This window comes from Fastidiosipila sp. (assembly GCA_012511175.1).
In the GTDB taxonomy this organism is placed as follows: domain Bacteria; phylum Bacillota; class Clostridia; order Saccharofermentanales; family DTU023; genus UBA4923.
Genome location: JAAZGO010000002.1, coordinates 18614 through 38464 on the forward strand (window position 1 = coordinate 18614; position 19851 = coordinate 38464).

The window sequence follows — 19851 nt, forward strand, 5'->3', positions numbered from 1 at the left end:
AGCGCGCCGGCTCCAACAGGAGTCGGTGCGCTTTTTTAAAAGCGATCATCCAGGGGCGGGCGCCGGCGTGCCGGCGGCAACGCCCGGACAGAAGGAGAATGAAATGGACGGGCCACCCATTTTATCCATGAAGGGGATAAGCAAGGAATATTTTGGCAACCGTGTACTGAAAAATGTTGATCTGGCTGTCAGACCAGGCGAAATTCATGCCCTGGTCGGTGAGAATGGCGCCGGTAAGTCAACCTTAATGAATATTCTGTTCGGCATGCCTGTCATCCACACGACAGGTGGCTTTGAAGGGGAAGTGGAAATCGGTGGCCAGCCGGTCAAGATCATGAGCCCGCACGAGGCCATGGATCATGGCATTGGCATGGTCCACCAGGAATTTATGTTGATTCCCGACTTCACCATTGCCGAGAATATCAAAGTGGGACGGGAAATCGGGACGCCGACCGTATTTTCCAAGGTTTTCGGACCCGCCCTGGATATTCTTGACCGCGAGGCCATGAGCCGCGACGCAAAAAAAGCCCTGTCCCGGATTGGGATGAATATTGAGGACTATGTCAAGGTTGCCGGCCTTCCCATCGGCTACAAGCAGTTTGTTGAAATCGCGCGCGAAATCGACAAGACAGGAATCAAGCTTCTCGTTTTCGATGAACCGACAGCAGTGCTGGCAGAAAGCGAAGCGGAGCGCCTGCTCGAAATCATGAAAATCATCACCAGCCAGGGGATTGCGATCATCTTCATCACCCATAGGCTCGATGAGGTTATGGCGGTGGCCGACAGCCTGACCATCCTGCGCGACGGCGAACTGGTCGAACATGCCATGACCCGTGACATGACCGTGGTTGAGATCGCAGCCAAGATGATCGGCCGCAAGGTTGAGCGCCTGATTGATCTTGGCGATACCTGCCGCGTCTGCGAACAGGAGACGGTTGCTTTTGAATTAAGCAATTTCAGCGTCGACATGCCCGGTGAACAGGTCAAGGGCATGAACGCCTCCGTTTTTGAAGGAGAAATCTTCGGTTTCGGTGGTCTTGCCGGCCAGGGGAAAATCGGCATCATCAACGGCGTCATGGGGCTTTTCCCTGCCGAGGGTGATGTCACGGTTTTCGGGGAAAAACTCCGGCTTGAAAGGCTGGGGGATGCCCTGAAGCATGACGTGGCTTTCGTCTCCGAGGATCGTCGGGGCGTCGGACTCCTGCTCAACGAATCCATCGAACGCAATATTGTCTTTTCAGCCATGCAGGTCCACAACCAATTCCTGCGGCGAATCGGCCCCATCAAGATGTTTAACCGGAAAAAGGCGAAAAAACACACGCTGGATATGATCAAGCTGCTCGATATCCGTTGTACGGGTCCCCACCAGAAGACAGGAAGTCTTTCCGGCGGCAATCAGCAAAAAATCTGTCTGGCCCGTGCGCTTACCATGAATCCGAAGATTCTTGTTGTCGCCGAACCGACACGGGGGATTGACATCGGAGCAAAAAAACTTGTTCTGGAGCATCTGGTCAAGATGAACGTCGACCAAGGGATGACCATCGTCATTATCAGTTCGGAACTGGTCGAGCTGCGCTCCATCTGTGACAGGATTGCCATCGTATCCGAAGGGAAAGTTGCAGAGATCCTGGCGCCGGATGCCTCTGACGCGGCCTTCGGGCTGGCCATGTCCGGAATGTCCCTCGCCGGTGTTGAAGGGGGGGTTGAAGATGAGTAATACGAAACAAACGATCCAGCGCATTGGCTGGCCCCGGCTGATCATCGGCCTCTTCTTCGTTTTGCTGGTCATTGTGTCTCCGGTTATGGGCCTGAAAATCACGGATGTCTTCAGTGATGTGCTCCGGCGCTGGTCCATGTTCGGTATCCTCATCCTGGCCATGGTGCCGGGCGTGCAAAGCGGTATCGGCCTGAACTTTGGCGTTTCGCTGGGAATTGTCGCCGGCCTGATTGGCAGTACAACGGCCATTGAATTGTCTTTCCGGCACGGTTCGCCACGGCCTTGGACCGATCTTGCCTTTGCGCTCCTGATTGCCATCCCAATCGCCACTTTGCTGGGTTTTCTGTACGGTCTGCTGCTCAACCGGGTCAAGGGATCTGAAATGACCGTGTCAACTTACGTTGGCTTCTCAGTTATTGCGCTTTCCAACATCGTCTGGCTATTGCTGCCCTTCCGGTCCGGCGTCCTCATCTGGCCGATCGCGGGCGAGGGTATGCGTAACACCATCAACCTGGAAGAAAGTTTTGGCGGCCTGATGAGTAATCCCGATGTGGTGGCAAAGATGCCCACAGCTCTTCACTGGCTGGCCTTCAGGGTGGGCGGCGTGGTCATACCCCTGGGGATGATTCTCTTTTTCCTTTTCATGTGCCTGGCGGTCTGGTTTTTCCTTTGGAGCAAAAAAGGAATTGCCATGAGCGCCGCGGGGGAAAATGAGCTCTTTACCCAGTCCAACGCCATCAATGTCAACCAGATGAGGATTCTGGGCACCGTGCTGTCTACCGTACTCGGAGCCATCGGCATCATCATGTATGCTCAGGTGTTTGGCTTCCTGCAACTCTACAACGCCCCGCTCATGATGGGATTCCAGTGTGTCGCGGCCGTTCTGATCGGCGGCGCGACGACAAGGCGGGCGACGGTGACCAACGTCATTGTCGGTGCCCTTCTTTTCCAGGGAATCCTGACGACCTCCCTGCCGGTAATCAAAAGGCTGATGCCTTCGGGAAGTACTTTGTCGGAGGTTGTCCGGATCATTATTTCGAATGGCATCATTCTTTACGCGCTGTCGAAAACGAAAGGAGGGAACCAGATTGAAAAATAATCATGACCTGAATCAATCAGCCGTTTCCCAGCCGGACGTCATCGTGATGCAGACGGAAACGCCCTTGAAAAAAACGCTCAGCTGGCTTTTCGAAAACAAAGTCATGCTGATGTTTGCTGCCCTCTGTATTGGCGCTGTCGCTGTTTCCGGCAACACCGTCGGTTTCGTCCTCGGAAATGTCCTCATTCGTTTTGGCCGTAATGGCTTTACTGTGTTGTCCCTGCTCATCCCGGTACTGGCTGGAATGGGGCTCAACTTCAGCATTGTCATCGGAGCCATCGCCGCACAGACGGGATTATTTTTCGCCGTGGACTGGGGTTTGACCGGCATGACGGGCATGCTGGTCGCTTTCCTTATTACAACGCCTCTGACCATGCTTTTCGGCTTCGGCGTCGGCCGCCTTTTCAACAAAATGAAAGGGGCGGAAATGATCGCCGGCCTGATCCTCGGCTACTTTGCGGACGGACTCTACCAGCTGTTTTTTCTTTACATCCTGGGAGGTATCCTGCCTGTCAGGACCAATAGTCTGGTCATACCCGGCGGTATCGGGATCAAGAATACCATTGACCTGACCGGTAACATGAAATATGCACTTGATCTGGTCAAGCTGGTGGATCTGGTCCTGGCCCTCGCGGTGCTTCTTGCCATTATTGCCATCATTCAGATAGTGGCCCGCCGGAAAAATGGACAGCCTTTTCCTGTTAAGACGCTTGTTCTGCTGGTGCTGGCCGCCCTCATCTATGGCCTGACTTTTATTCCCGCAGTCGGGGATTATTTCAGAACGGACCGTCTGCCGATTGTCAGCACCATTGAGATGGGAGCTGCCATCGCCGTCCTTTATGCGGTCTGGAAGCTGGTGAGCCACAAGCTGCGGCCGGATGGAAAGTTCAGGGTCAGGCGCTGCCTGATGATCATTGGGGTGGCTGCCGCTCTTTACGCGTCAACTTATATTCCGCTGGTTTACAGCATCATCAAGAACGCCTCCATTGCCGTACTTCCCTTTGCCCTGATCGCAGGCCTCTGTGTTTTCAACAAGGTCTTCCTGTCGACACGGCTGGGCCAGAACATGCGGACGGTGGGTCAAAGCCAGGTCATTGCCAATGCATCGGGCATTCACGTAGACCGCGTCAGGGTCATCGCCATGATCATGTCGACCGTTTTGGCTGGCTGGGGGCAGCTGATTTATCTGCAGAACCTTGGAACCTTTGCAACCTACGGAGCACATCTGCAGGTGGGGCAGTTTGCAATCGCGGCCCTGCTGGTAGGCGGAGCTTCCGTCCAGAAAGCCACCAACAAGCAGGCCATTACAGGCATCATCCTCTTCCACACGCTCTTTATTGTCGCACCGGAAGCAGGCGCCAAACTCTTCAACAATGCCATGATCGGCGAGTACTTCCGTGTCTTCGTATCTTATGGCGTGATTGCCCTTTCCCTGGCCATGCACGCCTGGCAGCGAAAGACAAAACCGGCACTTAAGCTCGAAATGCCCGACTAGAACCGGGCCGGAAAGAAAAAATAGAAAAGCCTTGGAGCAAATGCCCCAAGGCTTTTTTGTGGCGCGCCCGCCAGAATTTGAATCCGGAACCTTCTGATCCGTAGTCAGACGCTCTATCCAGTTGAGCTACGGGCGCGTGACAGCTTTACCATACTAGCGCCCGCGCCGGGGCTTGTCAAGAACACCAAGGAGCAGGCCGTCAGTCGAAGATCAGGGTAATTTTGGCGATGTAATCAGATTCCACCTGAACGGCCAGGGTCGTCAAGGAGCTCTCTTTTTGGAGCTGCACCATGTAACCATTTTCACGGATAAAGGGGTAGCGGAGATAAAGCTCATGGACCGAGTCGCCCGGCCGAAGCCCAGTACCCGTTTCAAAGGAACTGTAAGTGATGCAGACCTGATGAAGATCGCCTTCAAATGAAAGTGAATCCGGATCGCAAAGCCCGGAGGCTTCAACAATCATCCCTGGCCAAACAGCTCGAAAGGAGACGTCGCCCAGATTTTCACTGTCCATGATTTCCAGATTGAGAGGAATTCCAAGCGTTGGCAAGGCTGTTTCCGAATCAATTTTCGCCCCGGTTTCGTCCGGGCCAAAGAGCGGCTGGCCTTCGAAGAAAAGGAGGGTGTCATCGGGCTTGAGGGGCTGTGCGATATTTTCATCCGCTTGGAAGCGGCCCCCTGATTCAGTAAAAATGACTGTGCGGGTTTTGGCAGGCCTTGAATCTGCGGAAAGGAGCTGTTCTTCAAAAACTGCCCTGCCGGGCATCATCTCAAGGCAGCGGTAGCTCCCCTTGCCGGTCAAAACCTGATCATGGTAAAAAGCCAACAGGTCTTTGGCACGCCGGTCGATCGCAGCGCTTTGTATCCGGCTTCGAATTTCCGTATTGTGGCGCAGAAGGGCCGACAGGGCCGGTTCCGAACCGCCTGCCAGCGCGTCAAGGTAAAGGATGATGTAATCGTAGAGGGCGGCCTGTTTCTGCAGCCAGGACTTGGAAAAGCAGGGGATGCCGCTCTCATCCTTGGTGACGGGAATGGCAAATTTCAATTCGCGCAGGTCGGATGTACGCGCTTTGATCCACCAGATGGATGCATCGGCCGGTTTGGGTGTCAGCTGTTTATCCGCTTTAGCTGCGTAGCCGCGGATGACCGCGCTCTCGTCTTCCGATGCCCGGTAATAAGATGAGATGCTGCCCGGCAGGCAGTCAGATAGAAAGGCCACATAGCGCAAAAACTCCGTCTGTGAAATCTCAGCACGCTGAATGGCAGGGATGGCATGCCAGATTTTGTCCCGGTAATCCGCATGAGTGATGGCCAGAGTGATCAGGCGGACCCATTCGTCCTCGCGAAAAAATTTTTCGTTTTGCGGGCGAAGCACAAAAGGTGCAACGTCAACTGAGGGCAGGTCGGCGGGCTGAGAAGAAAAAGGCGTGCAGGCTGTCAGAAGACAGGCTGAAGCCAAGACCAAAAGCGCAGCCAGGAGCCGCACGCTGCGAAACTTGGTTTTTCGATTGTTCTGAATCACCATGCCCTCAAAGTCCACTGAAATCGCAAGGGTCAGGCAAGGAGCCCTGCCTGTTTATTGTGCCCCAAGCAGGCTCCTGCATCAAGGATCGGAGCATGCTTCCTTTTTGCCCCGCCGGGAAACTGCCTCAAAAACGATGATGCCGCAGGCGACTGCTGCGTTGAGCGAATTGATCCGGCCCCGAAGGGGGATGGACAAGAGAAAATCACAGTGCTGGGCGACCATCTTTGACATGCCCTCACCTTCGCTGCCAACGACCAGGGCGATGCTGCCGCCGTAGTCGGCATCTTTGTAGCAAGTACCTGATACCGCACTGGTCCCGAAAATCCAAAAACCCTGGTCTTTCAGCATGAGGATGGTTTGGGTCAGATTGTTGACCCGGCAAAGCGGAAGGTGTTCAACGGCGCCCGCGGAAGCTTTGGCGACCGCCGCGTTCAGCGGCGCAGACCGGTGCCTGGGGATGACAACTGCATCGATGCCTGCCCCATCCGCCACACGCAGGATGGAGCCGAGGTTGTTGGCGTCCTGAATGTGGTCGAGCAGAAGAAGAAAGGGATCCCGGCCTTCTTCTTTACAGGTCTGCAAAATGCCGTTGAGGTCGGAATAGGCGTAAGGTGCTGCCTCGGCGATAATACCCTGATGGGCCCGGGTCAGGGCCATGCTGTCCAGGACAGCCCGGCTGACAAAATCGACCCGGGCGCCCTGCTGGCGGCAACGGGCCGCCAAGGCAGCCAGATCACCGCGGGCGTTTTCCAGCACATAGACACGATTAAGCGACCGGCCGGCAGCCAGGGCTTCGGCGACCGGATTGCGGCCCTCAAGCCGGGTCAGTTCCAAATCATGATCTCTGTTTTCACTCATGGTCTTCGATTGGGTCTTCCGGTGAGTCAAGCAGATAGCTGATGAGGGCACACGTTCGTTCTTTTTTTCCCTGCAGCCAAAGCCATCCGATCAGTGCCTCAATGGCAGTTGCCTTCCGGTAGTCTGAGGGTGCGGCGTGCCGGGGCAGGCTGCTTGCATGGAAGTTGCGCGCACGCTTCAGGAGATTGCGTTCATTTTCCTCGAGGGAGAAAAGGCTGTTCGCGTCCGACAGCTTCCCTGCCAGGTTCGCCTGTCCCTCTGCACTGACGTACTTCTCTGCCAAACGGTGGAGCTGGCCGGAGGCAGCATTGAACTCGCCGGACAGCTTGGTCCTGACGTAGAGTTCGAAGACGGCATCGCCTACCCAGGCCAAGGTTGAGATGGAGCAGGAAAGAAGTTCATGCTCCGATAAAACGGACTTTCCAAAAAAATCTTCTGCTTCCAAGTGACCCTCTGGGCTCAATCAGCGGGAATGACACGTACCCCCTGGGGGGTATCCTCAAGCTTATAGCCATGGGAGAGAATCTCATCGCGGAGGGTATCAGCCCTTTCGAAATCGCGCTCCTCTTTGGCTCTCGTTCTTTCCCTGACCAGGGCCATGATCGCGTCCGGGATGACAAGGTCTTTTTTTTCAGGGTCCAGGCCCAGGATACCGCAAAGTTCAAGGATGGCAGAACGGGCCTCAAGCAACCGGTCAGCGGACACTTGTCCGGTAGCAGCTGCCGTATTGCCTGCCCGCACCAGCTCAAAGAGGGCAGCGACGGCGTCAGCGGTATTGAGGTCATCGTCCATGGCTTCTTTCCAGTCGTGACGAAAGACTTCAATGGCTTTGGCCAGGGCTTCTTCTTCCGGCCCGCTGACAGCTAAATCCTTTGAAGCGGCTGCCACAAAGGCCAGGTGATCGATGCTGGTGCTGATCCGCTGCCAGCTTGCCACGGCCGCATCGAGCAGATCATCGGAAAAATTGATGGGCATCCGGTAGTGGGCCTGCAGGATGAAATAACGCAAAATGTGGTAGGGGTAAAATTGAGCCAGGTCGCGGACTGTGAAGAAATTCCCTGCCGATTTGGACATTTTTTCGTGATTGACGTTGATATAGCCGTTGTGCATCCAATAGCGGACGAAGGGTTTTCCCGTCGCGGCCTCACTTTGGGCGATCTCATTTTCATGGTGGGGGAAAGTCAGGTCAACGCCGCCGGCGTGGATGTCGATGGTTTCGCCCAGATTGGCCAGGCTCATGGCGGAGCACTCGATGTGCCAGCCGGGCCGGCCATCGCCCCAGGGGCTGGGCCAGAAAGGTTCACCTTCCTTCTTGAACTTCCACAAGGCAAAGTCGAGCGGGTTGCGTTTACCCTCTGTTTCCGCCACCCGTTCGCTGGCACCGGCAACCAGGTCGTCCAGATTGTGGCCGGAGAGTTTGCCATAGGCCGGGAAGGTCTCGATCGAGAAATAGATGCCATCTTCAGTCTGGTAGGCGTGCCCCTTATCCATCAGCATCTGGATCAGGCGGATGATGTCGTCCATGGATTCCGTTGCCCGCGGATGGATGGTGGCCCGCATGATCCGGAGCGCGTCGGCATCCCGGTAGTATTCGCCGATCATTCTGGCAGCCAGTTCGCCCGTTGAAATGCCCTCGGTTTTGGCCCGGCTGATGACCTTGTCGTCGATATCGGTGAAGTTCTGGACGTAGGTCACCCGGTAGCCCAGCCAGAGAAGGTATCTTCTCAGGGTATCGAAGACGATGAAGGGCCTGGCATTGCCCAGGTGAAAGAAGTCGTAGACTGTCGGGCCGCAGACATAGATTCGGAAATGGTCTTTTTCAAGGGGAATCAGTTCTTCTTTTTGTCGGGTCAACGAGTTGTAAACTCTCACAGCCCACCTCCCGTGATCAAGGCATTTGTCTTCTTTCGCAAAAGAAAACCCGAAATGCCGCACTCCTTTTTTGATACCCAGCCTACATGCCAGGTGGGTGCCCTGCGGTGGTCTTAGAATGTCCTTCGAAAAGGCTTATCCCTATTCCACATCGACCCGGACTCCCCTTCAAAAAATGGTGGTCCAAAAACAAGAGTGCCGCGCATTCCAGGCAGCTTCATGATAGCACGATTGCAAAGGGGCTTCAAATCTTCCGGTTACATGATGCCCGTCACACAGGGCCGCAGGGATAAGGCACGTGATATAGTATCATATGGACAAAAATGCATCCGCCCTGCCTGCGGGCAGCGGCGGTTCCAGAACAATTCCATTACAAGGAGGACGCGATGACGTCACAGAAACTTTCGGAAGACAAGGGAACGGCAGTATTGACTGTCGAGGTTCCGTCGGAAGAATTCAAACAATCATTACAGGCTGCCCATCGGAAAAATGCCCGTCATTTCCAAGTGCCGGGCTTTCGCAGGGGGAAAGCGCCCTACCCAGTCGTAGTCCGCCATTACGGAGAAGATATCCTCTATGACGACGCGCTTGAAATCGCTTTGCCCAAGGCTTACGGGAAAGCCCTGGAAGAGCAGGAGATCACCCCTTTCTCCGATCCGCGCTTTAAAGTCAAGGAAATCGGCAGTGAGGCCGGCCTGGTCTTCGAGGTCAGTGTGGCCCTCAGGCCCCGGGTCAAGCTTGGGAAATACAAGGGTGTTGAAGCATACCGGCCCCCCGCGGAGGTCGATGAAGCAGCTATTGACAAAAGGATTGAAGAGGCGCGCGAACGCGTTTCCCGATTGGTGCCCGTGACCAGCCGCCCGATTGAGATGGGGGATCAGGTTACCCTGGACTACAAGGGTTTCCTAGGAGAGGAAGTCTTCGAAGGCGGCGAGGCCCAGGGTCATAAGCTGGAAATCGGGTCGGGTACCTTCATTCCGGGATTTGAGGAAGGCTTGATCGGGCATGGGCCGGGCGACGATTTTGATCTCCCGCTTACCTTCCCTGAAACTTATCACGCGGAGGATCTGGCGGGCAGAGAGGTCGTTTTTAAGGTCAGGATCCGGGAGGTTCTGGTCAAGGAATTGCCCGAGATCGACGATGAGTTCGTGCGCGATGTCAGTGACAGCTGTGACAGCCTGGAAGAGTACCGGGCTGAGATCCGGGAAGAATTGGCCAAAGAAATGAACAGCCAGGCTGACCAGGCTTTTGAACAAAACATCATCGATAAGATTGTGGCGGATTCAAGCATCGAACTTTCGGAGCTCATCGTCGAAGACGAAATCGACCGGGCCATGGACCGTCAGGAGAAGCAATTTGCCATGTACGGCCTCAATTTCAGCGATTTTTTGAAGTATTCAGGTCAGACGGTCGCGCAGTACCGTGCCGGACAGGAAAAGAAATCACGCAGGCTGATTGAGAGCGCCTGGGTGGTCGAGGCCATCCGCGAAAAGGAGAAGGAGCGGTTTGAGCTGAGTGATGACGAGTTTGAAAAAGCCATCGGGGAGACAGCTGAAAAGGAAGGTATTTCGGCCGACTTGTTCAGGGACCAGTATTTGAAGACCGACCACGATCAGGAGCATTTCCGGCACGACATGGAAAACCGGAAACTGCTCAAATGGCTGAAAGAGGTCAGTCATGTGACCGACGTGGCGCCCGTGGTTCCGGATGAAGACGAAGACAGTCAGGACCAGACGCATGAAGAATAACCAAGGCAAGGAAAGCCAAGAATGGAGGACATGGCAAATGAACTTGATGGATAAGGACGGTTTTGACCCGGCACGGCTGAATCTGGTTCCCATGGTGGTGGAACAGACAACCCGCGGGGAACGTTCCTACGATATTTTTTCCAGGCTCCTGAAAGAGCGTATTGTGATCCTGAGCGACCAGGTCAATCACGTGACAGCCAGCCTGGTCATGGCCCAGTTTCTTTTCCTGGAGGCGGAGGATCCCGAAAAAGACATTCAGTTTTACATCAACAGCCCCGGCGGTGAGATCTCTTCGGGACTCTTGATTTATGACACCATGCAGTACATCAAGCCTGATGTCCAGACCATTTGCATGGGAATGGCGGCCAGCATGGGCGCCTTCCTGGTTGCAGCCGGCACCCCGGGCAAGCGCTTTGCCCTGCCCAACGCCGACCTGATGATCCATCAGCCAAGCGGCGGCGCGCACGGACAGGCCACTGACATCACCATTGCGGCAGAATACATCGTGCGGCTGAAGAAGCGACTCAACCAGATTCTGTCGGAAAAGACCGGGCAGCCCTACGAGGTTATCGAGCGCGACACTGACCGCGACCGGTGGTTGTCTGCCGAAGAAGCCCTTGAGTACGGTCTGATCGACAAGATCATGACCAAGCGCGTTTAGCGCAGTCAGGCGAATGAGGAAACGGCCATGTCGGACAGAAAAGACCAGGATCAATACAAGTCCCTTCACTGTTCCTTTTGCGGGAAAACGGAAGGCCAGGTGGAGCGCCTGATCGCCGGTCCCGGTGTCTACATCTGCAATGAATGCGTCATGCTCTGCGATGAGATGCTGGCGGAAGACCCGGTCCGGGGCCGGCCCAAGGCAGCGCCCGGCGCGGACGAAATGAACCTGCTGACACCGCAGCAGATCAAGGAAAAACTCGACGAATATGTCATCGGCCAGGAAGATGCCAAAAAGACACTGGCCGTTTCTGTCTATAATCATTACAAGCGGGTTTTCTCGGACCTGGTTGACCAGGAAGATGACGGGGTGGAGCTTGCCAAGAGCAACATCATGCTGCTGGGGCCTTCCGGTTCAGGCAAAACCTTGATGGCGCAGACCCTGGCCCGTATTTTGAATGTGCCCTTCGCCATCGCGGATGCAACCGCCCTGACCGAGGCCGGTTACGTTGGAGAAGATGTGGAGAACATCCTTTTGCGGCTGATTCAAAACGCTGACTTCAACATAACTGCCGCTGAGCAGGGCATCATCTACATCGATGAGATCGATAAGATTACCCGCCGTTCAGACAACCCTTCCATTACCCGGGACGTCAGCGGCGAAGGGGTTCAGCAGGCTTTGCTCAAGATCCTGGAGAGCACCCTGGCCAACGTGCCGCCCCAGGGGGGGCGCAAGCATCCGCACCAGGAATTCATCCAGATCGATACGACCAACATTCTTTTCATACTGGGGGGTGCCTTTGCGGGCATGGACAAGATTATCCGCGACCGGATCGGGCAGAAATCCATGGGTTTTGGCGCGGAAATCGAAGGATCCTCGAAAATAAGCGATAAGGAATTATTTTCAAGGCTGCTGCCCGAAGACCTGCTGAAGTTTGGCCTGATTCCCGAATTTGTGGGTCGGGTCCCTGTAGTGGTTGCCTTGGAAGAGCTGGATGAAGAGGCGCTTGTCCGCGTCCTTGAGGAACCGAAGAACGCGCTTTTACGCCAATACAAAAAATTGATGCGTTTTGACGATGTCGATCTGGTTTTTGAACCCAAGGCAATCCGTGAGATTGCCAAAAAAGCCCTGGAGCTGAAGACCGGGGCGCGCGGCCTGCGAACCATCCTTGAACGGCTGATGCTGGATGTCATGTATGAAATTCCCTCCTGCGGCGATGTCTGCGAAGTCTTCATCACGGTGGCCAGCGTCAGGGGGAGAGAAAAGCCACGCCTGAAACGAAAGAAACAAGCGGAGGACAAGAAGGCTGCGAACGCCTGACAAACATTCAAAACTGCAAATTGGAAAATCCCGACAGGAAAAGACCGGAAATCGTCCGGTCTTTTTTTTATGGCAGGGGGAAACTGGAGCAAAGGAGTCGCCGTGGAGGAAGCAATCAAGACAATGAAAAAGCCGGTGGCCGGCTGGGCCGACAGCCGCGTAGCAGATCTCCTTGCCCGGATCAGGTCTCCGGGGCTGCCGCGCCGCCTGGTTGCCTGTCTTCCCGATGCTGATCACTACCTTTTTGAGCATCTGGAAGGGGAGACGCTGAGACAGCTCCCGCAGGAGCTGCTTACATCCTCCAACCTCCAGCGCTGGTTCGATCAGGTTCTGGATTCACTTGCCCTTATCAGCCTCTTTGCCGGGCTTCCCTTTGCCCATTTGGACCTCAGCCCCGAAAACATCATCGTTACCCGCGAAGGCCGTGCCTGCCTGATCGATTTCGCATCTTCGCGATTTCTGGACGGCAAGGCGGACCTTCCCGACACAGCCCGTTCAGTGACCGCGGGCTACGCAGCGCGGGAAGTCTATTTTGGCCGGCTGCGCCCGGAATCGGATCTTTTCAGTCTTGCCATGACCCTCTTGGCTGTCTGTTCGGGCCGGATGGCCGCGGAACTCGAAGGCCGGGTTATTAAAAAAACAATAAGCCGCCTGAGCCGGCCCTTTGCAGTGCGGCTGCGCCTTTGTCTGTCCGAAGAGCCCTCCCTGCGGCAGCCGGCAGCCAGAGGAAGCTTGTACCAGGCTGTCCTGGAAGCAGGATTCAAGCGGTCAAAGGCCATTTCAGATCCCGGGCCGGAGGCGCTGAAGAGGCCTGAGCCGGCGGGGCCGTTCTGCCCCTTCCGAAGCGACGGTTGCCCTTTCCTGGATCTGGCCGATCAGCTGAGGGAGGCCGGTCAGGATGACGGCCACGTGCTACAATAAGCCAGAACACCATTTTACTGGCCGCAAGGCCGGAAATTATCAGGATAAAAGGAGTGTTGCCGGATGCCTGAAGATAGACGCAAGAGCGGTGATGTCCGCCGAAGAGAGATCAAGCCAAGAAGTGAACCGCCGAAGAAAGGCGAGTCACAAGCAGGGAAAAGCAGGCAAAAAAAAGAACAGCGGGGAAGTTCGCCGGGGCAGGAGAGGGGCGGCAAACGGGCAGGAAGGCAAGGGCAGCAAAGGCCAAAAAGTCCCTCCGGGGCAGGCAGCAGGGAAAAAGCGGATGCCGTCCCCCAGCCTCAAGTCCCGGGACCTGATTCCCAGGAAAGAAAAAAGAGATCCAGCCGAAACAGGCGCAGGCCGAAAAAATCCGCAAAACAGGAGGGCCAGCCTTTTCGGGGAGAGGAGACAGCTGCTGACATCACCCGCGATATTGCCCGGATCGAGAAGGACATTCAGCTAGATTTGGACGGTATCCGGAACCAGAAACTCGATCTTTAAAGACGGCAGGGGCCTGTTTCGATCTGATGAGCCGGAAAAGAGAAAACCAGGAAGGGCGGACGCCCTTGGCGGATGCCCTTGACGCCATCAGAAACCGTGTTTCCTTTCACATGCCCGGCCACCGCAAGGGCCGATTATTGCCCGGCCTGCCGGACATCCCCCTTGGTGCCCTCGATACGACGGAACTCGCTGATTCGGGTGATCTTGCCTCCCCCTCCGGCCAGGTCCTGGAGGCTTACCGTTTAGCGGCTTCTTTTTTTGGCGCTGGGGAAAGCTGGTTCATCACTTCCGGTACCACCACTTCGATTTTTATCATGATGGCAGCGGTGCTGCGTGAAGGTGACCGGGTGATCATGCCGCGGGCTGTTCACATCGCAGCCGTTCATGCTGTCGCCATCCTTGGCCTGGAGCCGCTTTTTGTCAGCCCGGCAGCCGGGGAGAGTTTTCCCGACGGTCAGCCCCATGCCGGGGCTTATCTTGCCTCAATCCAGCAATACCCGGATGCCAGAGCCTGCTATGTGACCTGCCCGGATTATTATGGACGGACCATGGATCTTTCCATCCTGGCCGAAGCAGCGAAAGAAGCTGGCATGGCCCTTCTGGTCGATGAAGCCCACGGGGCTCATTTCGCGGCGGCTCCCGGCCTTCTGCCGCGGACAGCTCTTTCCCTGGGCGCCGATCTGACCTGTCAAAGCGCCCATAAAACCTTGCCGGCCCTGACGCCCGCCTCGCTTCTCCATGTGTCACAGGAGGCTCTCGACAGCGGCCGGGTGGATTCCTGCCGACTGGCTGGCCTGGTCAAGGTCTTTCAGACATCCAGCCCCTCTTTTCTGATCGCGGCTTCCATGGATGCCGCGCGGGCGGTGGCCGCACAGAGGGGAGCTGCAGCCATCGAACGTCTGATCCGCTTGAACCGGGAACTTTGTGATGAGCTTCCGGCTTTTTACCGCAGGATCCTGCCGGAAGGTGCCGACCGGTCGCGGCTGGTCATCGATTACTCCCGGACAGGCTGCAGTCGCATCAGCTTTTCAAGCCATCTTTACAAGGCAGGCATTGACGCCGAGCTGATTGATCTGACCCGGGCGGTTTTTATTCCAGGCTTTGACCAGGACGAGGATGACTATGCGCGTCTTTTAAGCGCCTTGAAATCAGTGCCGGCAAAAACAGACCCTGAAAAAATTGCAGGGCATGTCAAAAGGACTTCCGCCCTGTCGGAGCAGCGTGATACCCTGCTGTCGGGGGCGGCCCGTTTCGAACTAACTCCCCGGCAGGCCCTTTTCGGTCGTGCGGGGGAAGCGCATGTGGCAACCTGCGCCATCGCCCCTTACCCGCCGGGCCTGCCCCTGGTCTGGCCGGGCGAGCGGCTGACCGTTTTTCACCGCCGGTATCTTGAAAAGCTGCAGGCTGAGGGCATTGCAGTCCGCGGTATTTCGCCTGTTCCGGCTAGTGGGCCGCAATGACTTTATGCTAAGATAAGTCTAATCCTGTGAGCCTTCACGGGAGAATGGTTTAGGGAGTGCCGGAGCCATGGCCAGGGGGAAACTGATCACATTCGAAGGCATAGACGGTTCGGGAAAAACGACACAAATCAAGTTTCTCGCCGACTACCTTCGCTCACTGGGTTTCGACGTTCTCCTCCTGCGCGAGCCGGGGGGAACCAGGATCGGTGAGGAGATCCGCCATGTTTTGCTTGACATGCGTTCCGGGGAGATGACTTCTGAAACCGAGCTTTTTCTCTTTGAGGCGGCCCGGGCCCAATTGGTCCGGGAAGTGATCCGGCCGGCTTTGGAAAAAGGCAGCTGGGTAATCAGTGACCGCTTCCATGACTCTTCAGTCGCCTATCAGGGCTATGGCCGCGGACTTCCCATTGAACTGGTCCGGGCCTTGAATGATATGGCTATCGGGGAAACGGTCCCCGATTTGACGATTTTGCTTGAGCTTGGTCCGGAAACGCGGGCAGTCCGGCTGGGCAAGCGTCACGGCAGTGGACTGGGGGACCGGATCGACCTTGAAACGGAACGGTTTAAGGAGCGGGTCTGCCAAGGCTTCCGGGCAATCGCGCAGGCGGAGCCTGAACGGGTTGTCCGCATTGAATCGCTGGATGAGAAAGAGAAGACAGCAGAGCTGATTCGCCATGAAGTAAGGAGATATTTACTATGAAATTGATCTTTGCCATCGTAAGTGACGACGATTCCCCGCGGCTGATGGCTGAAGTCAACCGGGCGGGTTACCGCGTCACCAAACTGCACTCAACCGGGGGTTTTCTCCGATCCGGCAACACGACCTTGATGACGGTTGTGGAAGATGCGGAGCAGGACGAAGTGATCGCCATTATCCGCAAGAACTCAAAGAGCCGTAAGGCGGCAATCAATGCCAGCATCCCTCCCTCCAATATGGGGGCTTCCTACGTTCCCTACCCGGTTGAAGTCAACATCGGAGGCGCGACCGTCTTCGTTGTTCCCGTCGAGCATTTTGAAAAATTCTGAAATGTCCGGTTTGGAAAAACCGGCTCAGCAAGATCCGGAGCAGGCAGACAGGCCCCTGTCCTTTGACACCATCGCCTGTTCCAGCCAGCTCAGGGAGCAGCTTGCCCGTTTGGCCGGTGGAAGCAGGATCCCGATTCTTCTGACTGGTGAAGAAGGATCCGGCAAGCACTACATCGCCCGCAGGCTGGCAGCGGCTATCCTCTGTGACCAGCCCCATCCATCTGGCGGTGCTTGCGGGCATTGTGCTTCCTGCCGGATGCTCCGGTCGGGTTCCCATCTCGATCTGATTGAACTTAGCCCCCCGGATGACAAGTCATCCATCCCGGTCGCTTCCATCCGTTCACAGGTTGCGGGGACCCTTCAGATTTACCCGCAAATAAGCCGCAACAGGGTCTATTGGGTCGAAGCGCTGAAGGCGGATACCCTCAATGAACAAGGGCAAAACGCCTTGCTGAAACCTCTTGAGGAACACCCTGATTTTGCCCGTTTCATCATTCTGGCAGAAGATGTTGATCGCCTCCTGCCCACCATCCGCTCCCGCTCGAGTGTGGTCCGGATTGGCAGGCGGAGCCGGGAAGAGATCAGGCGAATCCTGGAGGAATCGGGCAGCGGTGAACGGGCAGCCGGCCTGGCTTTGCGCTTCGCTGACGGCTTGCCCGGCCAAGCGCTTGCCATGGCCCGGGATGAGACCTTCCGCAGCTTGCGCGATCAGACTTTTTCACTTTTTTCCCTGCTGCCCCGGGCCAGCCGGACCTATTGCCTGACAGAGGGACTGGCCTTTTTCAAGGAAAACAGGGGGGAATTCAACATCCGGCTGCGTTTGATGGAGTCTTTTTTACGCGATCTCCTGCTCCTGCAAAACAAGATGGATCAGGAAGGGCTGGTGAATCTGGATCTGGCTGATGCCCTCGAAGCGATGTACCGGCAAGCACCCGCAGCCGACCCGGCCAAGGCAGCTGAACTGGTCAGGCAGACCGCGCGTGCCCTGGCTTCAAACGCCAATTTTGACCACACCCTGGCCCGGATGCTTCTTGGCTTGCGCGCCTTTTTGGGCGGGCATCCCGTTCCGGCCAATGTTTTCAGAGCCAGGGACGGTTTTTTATAAACAGGGATCGAGACGTTATAATATGAAAAGAACCATCCCTCACAGGGGTGACATGGAAGTTGGAATTAACAAGTGAACAATATAAAGAAGCCCATCGAACAGGACAGTTCAGAGCAGAAAAACAGAGAAACGGCTATTGACTACGAGGAGGCGGGCGGGTATCCCGTCTGCGCCATTCGCGATGACCTGAAAGAAGCCGGGGAAGATCGGGCTGAAGACGGAGAGGAGAGAGTTCTCCTGGTCGGGGTCCGATTGCATGGCCGCGGCAAAGTCTACCACTTTTCGCCTGGTGATCATAAGATACGCCGGGGCGATTATTTGATCGTGGAAACCTCCCAGGGCATTGAGATCGGCGTGGCGGCTGACTGGCCCCAGCAGCTGCCGAAGAGCTCGGTCAGGGCACCTTTGAAGCGTGTCTTGCGCCTTGCGTCCAACGATGACATCCTGCATTACGAAGAGAATAAACAGCGGGAGGAGGAAGCTCTGGTGACTGCCAGGGAGCGTGTCGAGGTGTACGGTCTTGACATGGTGCTCGTCGATGTCGAATACCGCTTTGACAACCGCAAGATCACCTTCTTTTTCACCTCGGACGGGCGGGTTGATTTCCGCGAGCTGGTCCGCGACCTGGCTTCAATTTTCCTGACCCGGATTGAACTGCGCCAGATCGGTGTCCGCGACGAGGCATGCATGATCGGCGGCTTGGGTATCTGCGGACGTGAGCTGTGCTGCAGCACCTTCCTGCATGAGTTCCGCCCGGTCTCCATCCGCATGGCCAAGGACCAGAATCTGTCCATGAATCCTTCCAAGATTTCGGGGACCTGCGGCAGGCTGCTATGCTGCCTCAGCTACGAACACCATGTCTATGTTGACGCCAGGAAAAGAATGCCGGACCGCAACACGCGTCTCATGACACCCGATGGCCGCGGCCTGGTCGAGGCTGTCGACTTGCTCAAGGAAGAGGTGACGGTCCGCCTTGACCGAAACGGGGAACAGGATGTGAAGGTCTACCGCCTGTCGGATTTAGGGGATTGAAGATAGGGGCTTTTATGCTATGATCTTTGGGTAGAGTACAGATGGGAATGGCGCCCAGGGCCCGTTCCCTGTAAGAAGGAGGAGAATCATGCCGCATATTATTGATGGTGACGAGTGCATCAGCTGTGGCGCATGTGCTGAAGTCTGCCCCACCGAGGCGATTTCTGAGGGGGACGAATTTTACGTCATTGACGCCGACCTTTGCATCGACTGCGGGGCCTGTGTCGAGGTCTGTCCGGTCGACTGCATTTCGGAAGAATAGAAGAAGATCGCCGTCAGGAAGAAGTCAGGCTGCCTCGCACGGGCGGCCTCTTTTTTCTAAGCAGATGGTGTTGGAGGTGACCATGGAAAATTTTGTTTTTAGAAATCCTACAAAGATCTTATTTGGTGACGGGATGCTGGATCGCCTGCCGGAGGAACTGGCGCCCTTTGGCCGTAAACTGCTGCTGGTTTACGGTACGGGAAGCATCAAACGATCCGGTCTCTATGACCGGGTGATCCGGTTGCTGGAAAAAGCGGATAAGCAGGTTTTTGAACTGTCAGGTGTTATGCCCAACCCTCGCACCGAAAAAGTTTACCAGGGAATTGAAATCTGCCGCCGGGAGTCCATCGATTTTATCCTGGCCGTCGGCGGGGGCAGCGTCCTGGATTGTTCCAAGGCCATTGCTGCCGGAACCCTTCATGAAGGGGATTTTTGGGAGGATCTTTACCTGGGCAGGCAGTGCATCGACTGTGCAGTTCCCATTGGGGCCGTGCTGACCATGCCGGCGACGGGCAGTGAGATGAACAGCGGCACGGTCATCAGCGACTGGGAGAATAATCAGAAGCGCGGCTACGGCGATGAAAATCTTTTCCCGCAGTTTTCCATCCTGGAACCCGGTCTGACCATGACCATGCCGCGCGAGCAGGTGGTCTACGGGGCGGTTGACATGATCTCACACGTTTTTGAGCAGTACTTCTCGCCGCCCGATGATGACAACCTGTCGGATGAGCTGGCCGAAGCTGTCCTGCGCAATATCCGGGTCAACCTGGAGCGGTCTCTGGCTGACCTTTCCGACTACCGGGCCCGGTCCAACCTGATGTGGGATGCGACCATTGCCCTGAATGGCCTTCTAAGCCTGGGCAAGCGGGAAGACTGGCAGTCACACCAGATTGAGCACGCCCTCTCAGCCTGGTACGACATTCCGCATGGGGCGGGACTGGCCATTGTCCACCCCAAGCTGCTCTACTATATCCGCAAGGAGGCGGAGCACAAGCTGGCCCGCTATGCGGTTCGGGTCTGGGAGATTGATCCGGCGGGAAAGAGCCGGGAAGAGCTGGCCCTGGCCGGTATCCGGGCGACCCGGGATTTTTTCAACTCAATTGGCGCGCCAGCCAATCTGGCTGATGTCGGCATCCCAGCAGAAGCCATTGACCAGCTGGCAGGAAGCACCAGCCTGATCAAGTCGGGCTATCGATCCCTGGACCGCCATGATGTAACCGAGATCCTGAAATTGCCATTCTGATGGGAG

The 19851-nt window shown here is 56.1% G+C and carries 19 protein-coding genes, 1 tRNA gene and 1 other RNA gene; 15 read left to right on the forward strand and 6 right to left on the reverse strand.

From position 1 onward, the window contains the following. Positions 1 to 103 precede the first annotated feature (103 nt). From GX839_00185 to GX839_00195, 3 genes are read left to right on the forward strand one after another with little or no spacing between them, the layout of a single operon-like run. Positions 104 to 1717, forward strand: a complete 1614-nt coding sequence (locus GX839_00185; protein NLB03892.1) for a sugar ABC transporter ATP-binding protein — start codon at positions 104 to 106, stop codon at positions 1715 to 1717. Beyond that, positions 1710 to 2816 (forward strand): ABC transporter permease, encoded by a 1107-nt coding sequence (locus GX839_00190; protein ID NLB03893.1) that lies wholly within the window; start codon positions 1710 to 1712, stop codon positions 2814 to 2816. The genes GX839_00185 and GX839_00190 overlap by 8 nt, the downstream gene beginning before the upstream one ends. Positions 2817 to 2862: 46 nt before the next feature. Then, positions 2863 to 4311 (forward strand): ABC transporter permease, encoded by a 1449-nt coding sequence (locus GX839_00195; protein NLB03894.1) that lies wholly within the window; start codon positions 2863 to 2865, stop codon positions 4309 to 4311. Between the two features lie 59 nt (positions 4312 to 4370). Here the strand turns inward: GX839_00195 and GX839_00200 are convergent. From GX839_00200 to ssrS, 6 genes are all read right to left on the reverse strand, one after another. Beyond that, positions 4371 to 4447 (reverse strand) — tRNA-Arg (locus GX839_00200). Between the two features lie 63 nt (positions 4448 to 4510). Continuing rightward, positions 4511 to 5836, reverse strand: a complete 1326-nt coding sequence (locus GX839_00205) for a hypothetical protein (GenBank protein NLB03895.1) — start codon at positions 5834 to 5836, stop codon at positions 4511 to 4513. A gap of 78 nt (positions 5837 to 5914) precedes the next feature. Beyond that, the gene (rlmB, locus tag GX839_00210) at positions 5915 to 6694 is read right to left on the reverse strand and encodes a 23S rRNA (guanosine(2251)-2'-O)-methyltransferase RlmB (protein NLB03896.1); all 780 of its coding nucleotides are present in this window, start codon (positions 6692 to 6694) and stop codon (positions 5915 to 5917) included. Further along, positions 6687 to 7139, reverse strand: coding sequence for a ribonuclease III (locus tag GX839_00215; GenBank protein ID NLB03897.1), 453 nt, complete (start codon positions 7137 to 7139; stop codon positions 6687 to 6689). The genes rlmB and GX839_00215 overlap by 8 nt, the downstream gene beginning before the upstream one ends. Positions 7140 to 7153: 14 nt before the next feature. Further along, positions 7154 to 8566, reverse strand: coding sequence for a cysteine--tRNA ligase (locus GX839_00220; GenBank protein NLB03898.1), 1413 nt, complete (start codon positions 8564 to 8566; stop codon positions 7154 to 7156). A 42-nt stretch (positions 8567 to 8608) separates the two neighbouring features. Next, positions 8609 to 8783: non-coding RNA, 6S RNA (gene ssrS, locus GX839_00225), on the reverse strand. Positions 8784 to 8952: 169 nt separating this feature from the next. On the opposite strand from ssrS, the gene GX839_00230 reads away from it, so the two are divergent. The 12 genes from GX839_00230 to GX839_00285 all read left to right on the forward strand — a co-directional run bounded on the left by GX839_00230 (position 8953) and on the right by GX839_00285 (position 19845). After that, a complete protein-coding gene (locus tag GX839_00230) occupies positions 8953 to 10314 on the forward strand; it encodes a trigger factor (protein ID NLB03899.1) in 1362 nt (453 codons plus the stop codon). 76 nt (positions 10315 to 10390) lie between these two features. Beyond that, positions 10391 to 10975 (forward strand): ATP-dependent Clp endopeptidase proteolytic subunit ClpP, encoded by a 585-nt coding sequence (gene clpP / locus GX839_00235; protein NLB03900.1) that lies wholly within the window; start codon positions 10391 to 10393, stop codon positions 10973 to 10975. A gap of 27 nt (positions 10976 to 11002) precedes the next feature. Then, entirely contained in the window at positions 11003 to 12295 is a 1293-nt protein-coding gene (clpX, locus tag GX839_00240) for an ATP-dependent Clp protease ATP-binding subunit ClpX (GenBank protein ID NLB03901.1), read from the forward strand. Positions 12296 to 12397: 102 nt separating this feature from the next. Beyond that, positions 12398 to 13216: a hypothetical protein gene (locus tag GX839_00245; GenBank protein ID NLB03902.1), complete on the forward strand. Its 819-nt coding sequence runs from the start codon at positions 12398 to 12400 to the stop codon at positions 13214 to 13216. A 63-nt stretch (positions 13217 to 13279) separates the two neighbouring features. After that, positions 13280 to 13717: a hypothetical protein gene (locus GX839_00250; GenBank protein NLB03903.1), complete on the forward strand. Its 438-nt coding sequence runs from the start codon at positions 13280 to 13282 to the stop codon at positions 13715 to 13717. Between the two features lie 26 nt (positions 13718 to 13743). Continuing rightward, a complete protein-coding gene (locus GX839_00255; GenBank protein ID NLB03904.1) occupies positions 13744 to 15177 on the forward strand; it encodes an aminotransferase class I/II-fold pyridoxal phosphate-dependent enzyme in 1434 nt (477 codons plus the stop codon). Positions 15178 to 15244: 67 nt separating this feature from the next. Then, the gene (gene tmk / locus GX839_00260) at positions 15245 to 15877 is read left to right on the forward strand and encodes a dTMP kinase (GenBank protein ID NLB03905.1); all 633 of its coding nucleotides are present in this window, start codon (positions 15245 to 15247) and stop codon (positions 15875 to 15877) included. After that, entirely contained in the window at positions 15874 to 16203 is a 330-nt protein-coding gene (locus tag GX839_00265; GenBank protein ID NLB03906.1) for a hypothetical protein, read from the forward strand. Before tmk ends, GX839_00265 begins: the two co-directional genes overlap by 4 nt. 1 nt (position 16204) lies before the next feature. Then, the gene (locus GX839_00270) at positions 16205 to 17308 is read left to right on the forward strand and encodes a hypothetical protein (GenBank protein NLB03907.1); all 1104 of its coding nucleotides are present in this window, start codon (positions 16205 to 16207) and stop codon (positions 17306 to 17308) included. Positions 17309 to 17380: 72 nt separating this feature from the next. Beyond that, positions 17381 to 18340: a stage 0 sporulation family protein gene (locus GX839_00275; GenBank protein ID NLB03908.1), complete on the forward strand. Its 960-nt coding sequence runs from the start codon at positions 17381 to 17383 to the stop codon at positions 18338 to 18340. Between the two features lie 88 nt (positions 18341 to 18428). Further along, positions 18429 to 18602, forward strand: a complete 174-nt coding sequence (locus GX839_00280) for a 4Fe-4S binding protein (GenBank protein ID NLB03909.1) — start codon at positions 18429 to 18431, stop codon at positions 18600 to 18602. Between the two features lie 82 nt (positions 18603 to 18684). Beyond that, positions 18685 to 19845 carry an iron-containing alcohol dehydrogenase gene (locus tag GX839_00285; protein NLB03910.1) on the forward strand — a complete coding sequence of 387 codons (1161 nt, stop codon included), beginning with the start codon at positions 18685 to 18687 and terminating at the stop codon, positions 19843 to 19845. Positions 19846 to 19851 lie beyond the last annotated feature (6 nt).